An 11,905-nucleotide genomic window follows, 5' to 3' on the forward strand; every position below is an offset into this window, starting at 1 on the left:
TTAACTCTGGCGCAGGTCAGAGTTTAATTTCACTTAAGGCGTTTTGTCACTGCTTGTAATATTTACCCTTTCTGTTGTGGGGTCAAGCTGATGCCGTCACGCAACAGTTGCGTCCTTACATCGCCAAGCCGGACGCCGGGACCATCCGGATGTCCGAAAACGGCTTGCCATCGGTCGCCGACGAGCGTCAAATCCGGCCATCTGCGCACATCCGCGCGCCTGTACCGGACGCCACGAGCGCCGATCCCATCATGACCCCCGCCGATTTCCTCCGTCTGCTCTCGCTGTCCGCCATCTGGGGCGCCAGTTTTCTGTTCATTCGTGTCGGCGCGCCGGTGCTCGGTCCGCTGACCGCCGCCTTCGTCCGTGTGGTCATTGGTGCGCTGGCATTGGCAGCGATCCTGGCCGTGCTGCGTATCCGCTGGGACATGCGCGGCAAATGGGGCCGCGTGATGGTGCTGGGCGCGATCAACTCCGGCATTCCCTTCGTGATGTACTCGGTGGCCGCGCTGTGGCTGCCAGCCGGATATTCCGCGGTGTTCAACGCCATGACGCCGCTGATGGGCGTGCTGATCGGTGCGCTGTTCTTTGCCGAACGGATGACGCTGGCCAAGGCTGTCGGCGTATTGATTGGCGTGGCCGGCGTGGCGGTGTTGACGCGGACCGGCCCGGTCGCGTTCAGCATGGACGTGATCCTCGGCGCTCTCGCCTGTCTTGCCGCGACCGCCTGCTATGGGTTGGCCGGCTTTCTGACGCGCCGCTGGATCGGCCAGCAGGGCGGACTCGACGCGCGGCTGGTGGCGGCGGGCAGCATGGTTGGCGCGACGTTGTTCCTGCTGCCGTTTTGCGTGGCGTCGCTGGTTCGAGAGAACACGCTGCCGGCGGCAAGCGCCGGCGTCTGGGCGGCGATGGCGGCGTTGGGCATCGTCTGTACCGCGCTCGCCTATATCCTGTATTTCAGGCTGATCGCCGATATCGGACCGGTGCGCGCGCTCAGCGTGACGTTTCTGATTCCGCCGTTCGGCATCGTATGGGGTGCCGTGTTTCTCGGCGAGTCGCTGTCCTGGGCTCACGCGGTGGGCGGGGCGCTGATCGGCGTGGCGTTGTGGCTGGTGCTGAAGCCGGCGGCGGTGCCGGCAGTGCCGGCCACGGGACGACCGTGATCCGGCGGTGGTCGGTCATCGAGTGAGTCGGCGTCCGGGCGCCTAGGCCGCGGCGGCGCCGGCCCCGCCCTTGCGCTGGCCGGTCAGGCCGGCGGCGACGTTGTAGCGCTCGCGCACCAGCATGATCACCTGCCGCGCATGCGGCAGGTCGCGCACGGCATCGTCATCGCAACGACCGGGAAAATCGACCTCCGCGCTCCAGTTGCAACCGGTGTGGTCGGGCCGATGCACGCATACCGCGCGCAACTGGCAATCATGGCAACCTGGCTGCTCGCGCAACTGCCGCGCCAGGATGCGTTTCAGTTCGGTCAGTGGCTTGAACAGGCGTTCCATCGCGAAGCTCCATCGAGGGGCCGGCATGGCGAAGCGGCGGACAGTCAGAGGAGAGCGCTCGATGCGCGGGCGCGCACAGCGCGCCGGGCGACGGATGTTCCGGCTGCCGCGCCCTGGCCGGGCGCCCGGAAAAGACACGCCGTGCACGGCACGGCGCCAGGAATAAAAAGGTGGCTTTGCTTGCCGACGGAGTTTGGCGATCAAGAAAGCGGGGTCTGGTTGCTCCCCTGATCCTCCGGCGACTGGCTACTGCCAAACGCTCCGCGGTACGGAGCGGTCCCCACAAAAGACGGTTTGGCGGACACCGCCAGGCGGCGTCGCGGAATTCTCGCGGCAGGCGCTGGTGCTGCGCCGCCGGCTGGTCTGCGCCTCGGTCCTGATACTCAGGTGTCGGCGTCGTCAGACAGTGATGCGATAGTAAATGAGAATTGATCTCATTACAAGCGTTAATTGGTGGGGAAACATACTGTTACATGCGCGCCGCTGTGCCAGGGATGGCGTGTGCACGAACGGCTGTTGTGTTCATGAAATTCATGAACTAGCATGGCCGTTATGAAGTGCCACCGTTCGATCAACAGGTTCTCCGATGAAAATCTATCGCACCCGTTATAAAAGCGGCCATGGAGAGTCGGCTGAAACCGTACGGCAACAATATCTCTACGGGTCGTCCGTCTATGCCGGCCGCGCGTTTCGCTATGGCGATGTCCTGACACTGAACCAGAGCGCCGCAATATACCCTGATGCGTCACAGCCGCAGCCTCCATGGGCATTCGGCACGCTTCCTCCGCGCCACGAACCCTTCTCGCACAAGGTGAAGGCGAAGGCCGAAGCAAGACACGTTGGCACTGCGAAGCGATTTTCGACGACAGTACGCGTGCTGCATCGGTCCGCGGCCCCGGACCCCTATGTGGCGCTCGCGGTTGCCGTCCTTGAGCGCGTTCGGTCGCTCGCCGAACGTCGCGGCGTCCAGCGCGACCAGCACGCCTTCGCCTCGGACGCCGCCGAAATCGACTCCTGGCTGCGTGCAGCGGCCGAAGCTCTGATCGAACGTGGTTCCGATCCATTGCAAGCGGCACGCGATCGGGGTCGTCACCAGGCCCTGGTTGAATGGCAGAAGCCGGACAACCTGACGCTGCGTGACGCCTCGATCTACGCCGGCCGCTCGGATGGCGCGATCAACGAAGCGCGTCTGAAGGGTCGGCTTTACGCACTGGTGCCCCCGGGCAAGCAAAGGGGCCTTCGCTATCCGCAGTGGCAGTTCGATGCGGAGCCCGAGCGTCTTGCCGCCGTGCTTGCGCCCTTCGTCCAGGCCAACGCCAGTTGCTGGGTCCTGCACAACTTTATGCAAACCCCGCAGGAGAGTCTTGGCGGAATGAGTCCGATGGCCTGGATACTTGATGCAACCAGGCCGATCGCCCCAGTCGTCGAGGTGGCGCGCAACCGGTACAACGCCGACCAAGGGGCGGCTTGATGTCGGCACTTACCGCGGAGGAGCTGGACTGCCCGTTGCCACCGGCGGATCTGGCAGAGCGCTCGATGCCGGAAATCGAGCTGGATCTCGACAACACGCCGCTATGGCGAATTCATCGCTCCATTTTTGGACCGATTCACTACACGCGAAGGTCGCTTGGCGGCATTCCTTATCGCTTCGACGCGGCAAACGATGAGTTCGGCGTGCTGTACGCCTCTCCTAGCTTCGCCGCGTGCATGGCAGAGGGTGTGATCAGGGACAGGCTGCAGGGCAAGCTGCTTCCGCTGCTGCTGGATGAAGCAGAGTTATCGGCACGAAGCATTACGGCATTGACGATCGAGCGCAGCCAGCCGCTGCGCCTGGCGGACCTGACCAAGCCGCATCTGCACCTGGGCATGGACAACCGCGTGCTGACAACGACGGACTATCGCGGGCCGAATCTATGGAGCTCGGCGATCTACAGGGCGTATCCGCACATTGAAGGCATCTATTTCACCTCGCGGTTTGCCAATGAACCCAGTGTCGCGGTGTTTGACAGAGTCCGAATGATCCAGCGAGGCGCGTCGATTCCCTTGCTGCGCTTCCACATGCTGCCGGAGTTCCTGGACCGCAACGGAATCGGACTGGCGGCGCCTTCGAGCCCCTGGGGCCCGTGACAGCGGCGCATCGTGGTCCAGATGACCGGTGCGGCGGATGCCGATCCTTCGACGGACCAGCATCCGACCTTCAGCGCTTCAATACTTCCACAAGATCTTCTGCAGCTCGCGCGTGTCGTTCGTTTTGGTCAGCGCCAGCGCGGTCAGGATGCGGGCCTTCTGCGGCAGCTGGTCGTCGACCACCACCCAGTCGTACTTGTCGTCGGGCTGCTCGCCGTTGCGGATCACGATGCCGCTGCCGGTGCGCGAGGCGCGGACGATCTGCACGCCCTTGGCGCGCGCGGCCTTCAGCGGCTCGACCATGTACTCGCCGACGCTGCCATTGCCGGTGCCGGCATAGACGATGGCCTTGGCGCCGTTCCTGACCGCCGCGTCGACGCTGCCCGGATTCGCGTTGCCGTAGCCATAGACGATCGCCACTTCAGGCAGGCTGTCGATGCGGTCGATGTCCCATTCCGTCGCGGTGGTGTGCGGACGTGCCGGCAGCCGGTAATACAGCGTGCGGCCCTCGACCACATAGCCCAGCGGGCCGAACGGCGAGCGGAACGTCTCGGTCTTGAAGGTATTGCTCTTGGTGACGTCGCGGCCCGTGTGGATCTCGTCGTTCAGCACCACCAGCGTGCCCTTGCCCTTCGATTCGGGGCTGGAGGCGACCAGCACCGCGTCGTACAGATTCAGCGCGCCGTCGGCGCCCAGCGCCGTACCCGGGCGCATCGAGCCGACCACCACCACCGGCTTGTCGCTCTTGAGCGTCAGGTTCAGGAAGTAGGCGGTTTCTTCGATGGTGTCGGTGCCGTGCGTGATCACGACGCCGTCGACGTCCGGCTGCTTCAGCAGTTCCGACACGCGCTTGCCGAGCTTGAGCAGGCGCTCGTTGTTGAAGCTTTCCGAACCGATCTGGAAGACCTGCTCGCCCTTGACGTTGGCGACCTTCGAGATTTCCGGCACCGACGCGATGATCTTGTCCACCGGCACCACCGCGGACTGGTAGGCGGCGGTATTGATGGCCGAGGCGCCCGCGCCGGCGATGGTGCCGCCGGTGCCGACGATCACGATATTGGCCTTGCGGACCTGGCTTGGCGCCGCCACGGCCGCAGCCGTGGTGGCCGCGGGGGCAGCCGGTGCCGCAGGGGCGGCAACCGTCTGCGCATGGGCAGCGCCGCCGAGTAGTCCGGCGCAAAGCAGCAGCGCGGCAATCGGACGGACAGGGTGAAGGGTGGTGGTACGGGCCATGATGCTCCTCTGAATGGATGGCTTCGCGTCGCCTTGTGAGCGCGCGGCCGTGTGCAACTGTCCTTGTTCGTATTGGATTGCCTGCGCCTGCGGTACCGGCTGTTCACCGGTTCACGTCAAGCGCAGAGCGTGGACTATACACACGACACCGTAGGCCATCCAGAGGCACCCAGCGGTTCTTTCAACGTACCGGGCCGGCTTGCCGCGGCCCTGGGCGATCAGGCCGCCAGGCGGAACGTACCCACCGCCCGATGCAGCGCGTCGGCCTGGTCTTCCAGCGAAGCGGCCGCCGCCGCCGCCTGTTCGACCAGCGCGGCGTTCTGCTGGGCCATCTGGTCCATCTGCGTGACGGCCTGGTTCACCTGTTCGATGCCGCCGGTCTGTTCCTCGGTGGCGGCGCGCATCTCGCCGATCAGGTCGGTGACGCGCTTGACCGCCTCGACGATCTCGCCCATCGCCTTGCCGGCGTTCTCGACCAGCGCCGAGCCGTCCTCGACGCGCTGCGCCGAGTTGCCGATCAGCGCCTTGATCTCCTTGGCGGCGGTGGCGCTGCGCTGGGCGAGGCTGCGTACTTCGCCGGCCACTACGGCAAAGCCGCGGCCCTGGTCGCCGGCGCGGGCGGCTTCGACCGCGGCGTTCAGCGCCAGGATATTGGTCTGGAAGGCGATGCCCTCGATCACGCCGATGATGTCGACCACCTTGCCGGACGCGTCCTTGATCTCGCCCATCGTGGAAACCACCTGATGGACGAGCTCGCCGCCGCGCACCGCGATCTCCGACGCGCCTTCGGCAAGCCGGCTGGCCTGACGCGCGTTGTCGGCGGTCTGGCGCACGGTGCTGGTCAGCTGTTCCATGCTGGCGGCGGTCTCTTCCAGCGAGGCGGCCTGTTCCTCGCTGCGGCGCGACAGGTCGGCATTGCCGGCGGCGATCTGCTTGGCGGCGCCGGCGATCGAATCGGCCGAGCCGCGGATGGTGCCGATCGCGCCGGTCAGGCGCTGCTGCATCTGCGCCATCGCGAACAGCACGCTGCGCTGGTCGCCGGGCGCGACCTCGACGCGGCTGGCCAGATCGCCTTCCGCGATCCGGCTGGCGATATGCGATGTGAGCGCCGGCTCACCGCCAAGCTGTTTATGCAGGCCGTTGGCGATGCGGACAACGACCAGGCTCATCAGCGTGCCGATGACCAGCAGCAGACCGAGCGATTGCCACAGCGAGGCGCGGAAGGCCGCGTCGATATCGTCCAGATAGACGCCGGAGATGAAGTTCCAGTCCCACGGCTTGAAGTTGGCGACATAGCTGAGCTTCGGCTGCGGGGCCTCGGCGCCCGGCTTGGGCCACAGGTAGTGGACGAAGCCGGTGCCCGGACCCTTGCCGATCTCGGCGATGTCGCGGAACAGGTAGGTGCCGGCCGGGTCCTTGAAGTCGGCCATGCTCTTGCCGTTCATCTCCGACTTGATCGGGTGCATCACGACCACGGTGTCCGAGCGCATCAGCGTGAAATAGCCATCGCTGCCAAAGCGCATCGTCCGAACCTTGTCGACGGCGAATTCCTTGGCTTGCTCGACCGTCAGCTTGCCGGCCTTCGCCTCGGCCTCGTAGGCCTTGACCACCGACAGCGCGGTCTCCGTGACGTGGACAAGGTCGGTGCGGCGCTCGTCCAGCCGCATGTTGCGCATTTGCCAGGCATCCCACAGCAGCAGCGCCAACAGGCACACCCAGCTGAGCACCAATGGCAGCAGCAATTTCTTTCTCAAGCTAAGACGTTCCAGCATCGTGTTTCCCCGTGGTCCACCGTAAAAATTGTGTTTGTCGGCGGCATAACGGCGAGCCGCCGGACAAACTTGACCGGGATCGGCCTAGGGCTTTCCACGAGTGCAAATGCGGACATAATCGTGTCAGTACGCGTAAAGTTACATGCACTTACTTACAAGTTGCGGCCACGTGAAATGCGTTGTAATACTTCTCGATCACGTCTGCATTGCAGGACCAAATGAGAACAATTATTCTTTCGGTCTCCTGAAACTCCCGTTGCGACGGGCCCACGAGGGACGGCCAACGCAAGCGCAGCGCGCATCGCCGCCGTCCCGCACGCCGCATTGCCCCGGCGACAGCAACACGCAGTGGCGCCGGAACACAGTCATGAACCAATCCCGTCTGGACCCCCGCCTGGACCCGCCGCTGGACACACGTCTGGGCGCGGCGCAGCAGCGCCGGGCGTTCTGGCTCAAGCATCTGCATCAATGGCACTGGATCAGCTCCGCGCTGTGTCTGATCGGCATGCTGCTGTTTGCCGTGACGGGCTTCACGCTGAACCATGCGGGCCAGATCGAGGCCGAGCCGAAGGTCGTCAGCCGCACTGCCGAGGCACCGGCCCCGGTGCTGGCGGCGTTGCAGGCCCGCGAAGCGGCCCTGGCCGGCCAGGACAAGGCCCCGGTGCCCGTGGAGCTGGCCGACTGGCTGCAGCGCGAATTCGATGTCGATGCGCATGACCGCGAGGCCGAATGGTCGGCCGACGAAATCTACGTGCCGCTGCCGCGGCCGGGCGGCGATGCCTGGGTCAGCGTTGCGCTGGACAACGGCCAGACCCAGTACGAGCTGACCACGCGCGGCTGGATCTCGTATCTGAACGATCTGCACAAGGGCCGCAATACCGGCGGCGCGTGGAGCCTGTTCCTGGACGTGTTCGCGTTCGCCTGCCTGGTGTTCTGCGTGACCGGCCTGTTCCTGCTGAAGCTGCACGCCGGGGGGCGCGTCGCCACCTGGCCGCTGGTGGGCCTGGGGCTGGTCGCCCCGCTGCTGCTCGCGATCCTGTTTATCCATTGACGAGGTTTTCTCTATGCGTCGTTTGCTTAGCGTCTCCCTGACCGGCCTGAGCGGTCTGGGCGGCCTGGTTGCCATGCCCCTTGCCGCGCCCGCCGCGGCCGCTGAGATCCAGGTCAAGGTCGAGATCCCGCGCCTGAGCGTCGCCGAATATCACCGCCCCTATGTGGCGATGTGGCTGGAGCGCGCCGACCAGAGCCCGGTCGCGACCCTGTCGGTCTGGTACGACGTCAAGCTGAAGAATGCCGAGGGCACCAAGTGGCTGAAGGACATGCGCCAGTGGTGGCGCAAGGCCGGCCGCGATCTGCAGATGCCGGCCGATGGCATCTCCGGCGCGACACGCGCGCCGGGCGAGCACACCGTGACCTTCACCGACGGCAAGGCGCCGCTGGCCACGCTGCCGGCGGGCGAATACCAGCTGGTGGTCGAAGCCGCCCGCGAAGTCGGCGGCCGCGAACTGCTGCGCGTGCCGTTCACCTGGCCGCCTGAAGATGCCAGATCGGGCGCCAAATCCGCTGCCAGGTCGGCGCAGGCCAAGGGCCAGCACGAACTGGGCGCCGTCACCGTCAGCCTGAAGCCGTGAGCGGCGCGCGCTGCGCCGCTGTCCGCCGCATTCCTTTCGACGCTTTCCGATCCCGTGCCCTGGAGCCCTCGATGAACCGTTCCGCGATGTCCCCACTGTCCCTCTGCGCCAGGCTGTCCGCGCTGGCCCTGGTTGCGCTGCTGCCGCTGTCGGCGCACGCCCACCGCCAATGGCTGCTGCCGTCGGCGACCGTGCTGTCGGGCAGCGACCCGTGGGTCACCGTCGACGCGGCGGTGTCCAACGACCTGTTCTATTTCGAGCATTTCCCGCTGCGGCTGGACAACCTGAGCGTCAGCGCGCCCGACGGCAGCCCGGCCAAGGCCGAGAACCAGAGCACCGGCCGCTATCGCAGCACCTTCGACGTGCATCTGACCGCGCCGGGCACCTACAAGCTGGCCGTGGTCAACAACGGCCTGTTCGCCAGCTACAAGGAGAACGGCCAGAGCAAGCGCTGGCGCGGCTCGGCCGACGAGTTTGCGCAGAAGGTGCCGGCCAACGCGCAGGAGCTGCAGGTCACCCAGTCGGAGAGTCGGCTCGAGACCTTCGTGACCGCGGGCAAGCCGACCACCCAGGCGCTGAAGACCACGGGCCGCGGGCTGGAACTGGCCCCGGTCACGCATCCGAACGATCTGTTCGCGGGCGAGCCGGCCAATTTCCGCCTGCTGCTCGACGGCAAGCCGGCGGCCAACGTCGAGGTCGAAGTGGTGCCGGGCGGCAACCGCTATCGCGACCAGCTCGGCGAGATGAAGGTCAAGACCGATGCCGACGGCAAGTTCACCATCAAGTGGCCGTCGCCGGGCATGTACTGGATCGAGGCCGAAGTGCGCGACGACAAGGTCTCGCTCAAACCCGCCAAGGCGCGCCGCGCGGCCTATATGGCGACCTTCGAGGTCCTGCCGCAGTAAGCGCGGCGGCCTGGGTTCTCCGATGCAGTCGACGTCCGTCACCGCGGCGCCTCGCACGCAATCCCCGCCCGCGCCGGCAGCCGCGGCCGGGCGCGTGCTGGTGCCGCTGCGCTTCGATGCGCCGCCGTCGCCCCCCGATGGCGACATGGTGCTGCATCGATGCGGCGGGCGAACGATGGGAACCACCTGGTCGGTGCGCTGCCTGATTGCGCGCGATGACGTGTACCACCGCGATGCCGTCGCGATCGAAGCCGGCATCGATGCGCTGCTCGCGCAGATCGTCGCCCAGATGAGCAACTGGCTCGACGACTCCGATATCGGCCGTTTCAACGGCGCGCAAGCGGGAAGTTGGCTGACGTTGCCGCCCGCCTGCTTCTCGGTCCTGCAGACCGCGCTGGCGGTCGCGCGCGACAGTGGCGGCGCCTACGATCCGAGCGCCGGACCGCTGGTATCGCTGTGGGGCTTCGGGCCCGACGGCCCACGGTCGGCGCCGCCCGGCGCCGACGAAGTGCAAGCGGCGCGGGCCCGCTGCGGCTGGGCGCGCATCGAGCTCGACGAGCAAGGGCGGCGTGCGCGCCAGCCCGGCGGGGTGTCGATCGACCTGTGCGCGATCGCCAAGGGCTATGCGGTCGATGCGGTATCGGCATGGCTGTCGGCGCGCGGCGTGTCGCACCATCTGGTCGAAATCGGCGGCGAGCTGCGCGGCGAGGGCGTCAAGCCCGATGGCATGCCGTGGTGGGTCGAGCTGGAAAGCCCGCCTGCCGCCGATGATGCCGCCGCCGATGCCGCGCGGACCGTGGTGGCGCTGCATGGCCTGTCGGTCGCGACCTCCGGCGATTACCGGCGCTATTTCGACAGCGGCGGCCGCCGCTACGCGCACACGCTGGACCCCCGTACCGGCTATCCGGTCAGCCACGCGCTCGCGTCGGTGACCGTGCTGCACCGTCGATGCATGATGGCCGACGCGCTGTCGACCGCGCTGACCGTGCTCGGCCCCGAGGCCGGCATGGCGTTTGCAACGCAGCGCGGCATCGCGGCGCGGATGCTTCTGCGCACGCCGAGCGGCTTTACCGAACGCATGTCGCCGGCTTTCGCGGCGATGCTGGCATGAATGCGCCGCGACGATTCCGCCTTCCCTCGCTGGCGAGCGCGCTCAGCGGCGTCGCGGGCGCATCCGGCCTGGCGCTGTCGCTTGCCGGTGCGGGCAAATGGCCGACCGCGGGCGGTGTCGCGCTGGCCTACGCCGGTTTCTGCGGCGCGATTCTGGCGCTGCATCGCCATCGGCACCAGCGCAGCGCGGCCTTCGCTTCGACCGCGGACGATGCCACGCTGATCGCCTATGCCAGCCAGACCGGGTTTGCCGAGCAATTGGCGATGCAGACCGCGCAGGCGCTGCAACGCGCCGGCTTGCCGGTGCGCGTCGCCTCGTTTGCGGAACTCGATCTGTCCGCACTGACGCGCTGCCGGCAGGCGCTGTTCGTGGCCAGCACCACCGGCGAAGGCGATGCGCCCGACAGCGCCGCGGGTTTCACGCGCAAGCTGGCCGCTGCCAGCGGCGATGGCCTGAGCCGCCTGCGCTACGGCATCCTCGCGCTGGGCGACAGCAGCTACGCGAATTTCTGCGCCTACGGCCATGCCTTGGCCGCGGCGCTGCAACGCGCACAGGCGCGGCCGCTGTTCGATCTGGTCGAGGTCGACAACGGCGACACCGGCGCGCTGCGCCATTGGCAGAACCACTTGTCGGCGCTGGCCGGCGGCGCCGAGATCGCCGACTGGGAGGCGCCGCGCTATGGCCGCTGGCGGCTGGTGGAACGCCGGCTGATGAATCCCGGCAGCGCCGGCGCGCCGGCCTTCCATCTGGCGCTGGAGCCCGAATCGCCGGCCATGCTGGACTGGCATGCCGGCGATATTGCCGAGATCGGCCCGCGGCTGCCGCCCGATCAGCTTGCGCAATTGCTGCGTGACCTGTCCCTCGATGGCGCGACGCCGGTACGCTGCGATGGCGAGGCGATGCCGCTGGCGCAAGCGCTGGCCACGCGCATGCCGTTGCCCGCGCCGCATGCCGAAACGATGCGCGGCTTGTCGCCGCAGGCGCTGGTCGACGCGCTGCCGCCGCTGCCGCACCGCGAATATTCGATCGCCTCGCTGCCCACCGATGGCCGCCTGGAGTTGCTGGTGCGCCAGACCCGCCACGACGATGGCCGGCTTGGTCTCGCTTCGGGCTGGCTGACCGAGCACGCGCCGACTGGCGCCGCCATCGCGCTGCGCGTGCGCACCAACCGCGCGTTCCACGCACCGGCCGACGACCGGCCGCTGCTGCTGATCGGCAACGGCACCGGCATGGCCGGCCTGCGCGCGCTGCTGAAGGCGCGCGCCGCTGCCGGTCATGCGCGCAACTGGCTGCTGTTCGGCGAACGTAGCGCGGCGCACGACGCCTTCTATCGGGAGGAGCTGGCGGCCTGGCAGGCGAGCGGCATGCTGCAGCGCCTGGACCAGACCTGGTCGCGCGACGGCGCGCCGCTGCGCTACGTGCAGGACGCGGTGCGCGCCGCTGCGCCCCAGATCCGCGAATGGATCGCCGCGGGCGCCGCGGTCTACGTCTGCGGCAGCCTGCAGGGCATGGCCGCCGGTGTCAACGATGCGCTCGCCGAGGTGCTGGGCGCGCAGACGCTCGCGACGCTGGCCGAGACCGGGCGCTATCGGCGCGACGTCTACTGAGCAGGGCCCGTTGGCCCCCCGCC

Annotated in this window: 11 protein-coding genes; 8 read left to right on the forward strand and 3 right to left on the reverse strand. The window is 67.3% G+C overall.

The genetic code is table 11. From position 1 onward, the window contains the following. The first annotated feature begins 251 nt into the window (after nucleotides 1-251). Complete coding sequence (locus F7Q96_RS11535; RefSeq protein ID WP_053824736.1) at nucleotides 252-1,163, forward strand: DMT family transporter; 912 nt, start codon at nucleotides 252-254, stop codon at nucleotides 1,161-1,163. Nucleotides 1,164-1,205: 42 nt separating this feature from the next. Here the strand turns inward: F7Q96_RS11535 and F7Q96_RS11540 are convergent, their stop codons facing one another. Beyond that, nucleotides 1,206-1,496, reverse strand: a complete 291-nt coding sequence (locus tag F7Q96_RS11540) for a hypothetical protein (protein ID WP_151022661.1) — start codon at nucleotides 1,494-1,496, stop codon at nucleotides 1,206-1,208. Nucleotides 1,497-2,082: 586 nt separating this feature from the next. Here F7Q96_RS11540 and F7Q96_RS27175 point away from each other — a divergent pair. Next, nucleotides 2,083-2,967, forward strand: coding sequence for a hypothetical protein (locus F7Q96_RS27175; protein ID WP_249041668.1), 885 nt, complete (start codon nucleotides 2,083-2,085; stop codon nucleotides 2,965-2,967). Continuing rightward, on the forward strand, nucleotides 2,967-3,623 hold the full coding sequence (locus F7Q96_RS11550; protein WP_053824488.1) for an RES family NAD+ phosphorylase: 657 nt from the start codon (nucleotides 2,967-2,969) through the stop codon (nucleotides 3,621-3,623). Before F7Q96_RS27175 ends, F7Q96_RS11550 begins: the two co-directional genes overlap by 1 nt. A 78-nt stretch (nucleotides 3,624-3,701) precedes the next feature. Here F7Q96_RS11550 and F7Q96_RS11555 read toward each other — a convergent pair whose 3' ends face one another. After that, on the reverse strand, nucleotides 3,702-4,856 hold the full coding sequence (locus F7Q96_RS11555) for an asparaginase (protein WP_053824487.1): 1,155 nt from the start codon (nucleotides 4,854-4,856) through the stop codon (nucleotides 3,702-3,704). Nucleotides 4,857-5,074: 218 nt separating this feature from the next. Then, complete coding sequence (locus F7Q96_RS11560; RefSeq protein ID WP_053824486.1) at nucleotides 5,075-6,628, reverse strand: methyl-accepting chemotaxis protein; 1,554 nt, start codon at nucleotides 6,626-6,628, stop codon at nucleotides 5,075-5,077. A 367-nt stretch (nucleotides 6,629-6,995) separates the two neighbouring features. On the opposite strand from F7Q96_RS11560, the gene F7Q96_RS11565 reads away from it, so the two are divergent. From F7Q96_RS11565 to F7Q96_RS11585, 5 genes are all read left to right on the forward strand, one after another. Further along, nucleotides 6,996-7,679 carry a PepSY-associated TM helix domain-containing protein gene (locus F7Q96_RS11565; protein WP_151022663.1) on the forward strand — a complete coding sequence of 228 codons (684 nt, stop codon included), beginning with the start codon at nucleotides 6,996-6,998 and terminating at the stop codon, nucleotides 7,677-7,679. 13 nt (nucleotides 7,680-7,692) lie between these two features. Continuing rightward, nucleotides 7,693-8,259 (forward strand): DUF2271 domain-containing protein, encoded by a 567-nt coding sequence (locus F7Q96_RS11570; protein WP_053824485.1) that lies wholly within the window; start codon nucleotides 7,693-7,695, stop codon nucleotides 8,257-8,259. 71 nt (nucleotides 8,260-8,330) lie between these two features. Then, nucleotides 8,331-9,164 carry a DUF4198 domain-containing protein gene (locus F7Q96_RS11575; protein ID WP_053824484.1) on the forward strand — a complete coding sequence of 278 codons (834 nt, stop codon included), beginning with the start codon at nucleotides 8,331-8,333 and terminating at the stop codon, nucleotides 9,162-9,164. Between the two features lie 145 nt (nucleotides 9,165-9,309). After that, nucleotides 9,310-10,275, forward strand: a complete 966-nt coding sequence (locus F7Q96_RS11580) for an FAD:protein FMN transferase (RefSeq protein ID WP_249041669.1) — start codon at nucleotides 9,310-9,312, stop codon at nucleotides 10,273-10,275. Beyond that, on the forward strand, nucleotides 10,272-11,882 hold the full coding sequence (locus tag F7Q96_RS11585) for a sulfite reductase subunit alpha (RefSeq protein WP_151022667.1): 1,611 nt from the start codon (nucleotides 10,272-10,274) through the stop codon (nucleotides 11,880-11,882). The genes F7Q96_RS11580 and F7Q96_RS11585 overlap by 4 nt, the downstream gene beginning before the upstream one ends. Nucleotides 11,883-11,905: the final 23 nt, after the last annotated feature.

The sequence above is a fragment of the Cupriavidus gilardii genome (assembly GCF_008801915.1).
Classification (GTDB): Bacteria; Pseudomonadota; Gammaproteobacteria; order Burkholderiales; family Burkholderiaceae; genus Cupriavidus; species Cupriavidus gilardii.

Excerpts from the sequence above, each read along its gene's own strand:
- F7Q96_RS11535 (WP_053824736.1), top strand. The coding sequence starts at position 252 with ATGACCCCCGCCGATTTCCTCCGTCTGCTCTCGCTGTCCGCCATCTGG.
- F7Q96_RS11540 (WP_151022661.1), bottom strand. The coding sequence starts at position 1,496 with ATGGAACGCCTGTTCAAGCCACTGACCGAACTGAAACGCATCCTGGCG.
- F7Q96_RS27175 (WP_249041668.1), top strand. The coding sequence starts at position 2,083 with ATGAAAATCTATCGCACCCGTTATAAAAGCGGCCATGGAGAGTCGGCT.
- F7Q96_RS11550 (WP_053824488.1), top strand. The coding sequence starts at position 2,967 with ATGTCGGCACTTACCGCGGAGGAGCTGGACTGCCCGTTGCCACCGGCG.
- F7Q96_RS11555 (WP_053824487.1), bottom strand. The coding sequence starts at position 4,856 with ATGGCCCGTACCACCACCCTTCACCCTGTCCGTCCGATTGCCGCGCTG.
- F7Q96_RS11560 (WP_053824486.1), bottom strand. The coding sequence starts at position 6,628 with ATGCTGGAACGTCTTAGCTTGAGAAAGAAATTGCTGCTGCCATTGGTG.
- F7Q96_RS11565 (WP_151022663.1), top strand. The coding sequence starts at position 6,996 with ATGAACCAATCCCGTCTGGACCCCCGCCTGGACCCGCCGCTGGACACA.
- F7Q96_RS11570 (WP_053824485.1), top strand. The coding sequence starts at position 7,693 with ATGCGTCGTTTGCTTAGCGTCTCCCTGACCGGCCTGAGCGGTCTGGGC.
- F7Q96_RS11575 (WP_053824484.1), top strand. The coding sequence starts at position 8,331 with ATGAACCGTTCCGCGATGTCCCCACTGTCCCTCTGCGCCAGGCTGTCC.
- F7Q96_RS11580 (WP_249041669.1), top strand. The coding sequence starts at position 9,310 with ATGGTGCTGCATCGATGCGGCGGGCGAACGATGGGAACCACCTGGTCG.
- F7Q96_RS11585 (WP_151022667.1), top strand. The coding sequence starts at position 10,272 with ATGAATGCGCCGCGACGATTCCGCCTTCCCTCGCTGGCGAGCGCGCTC.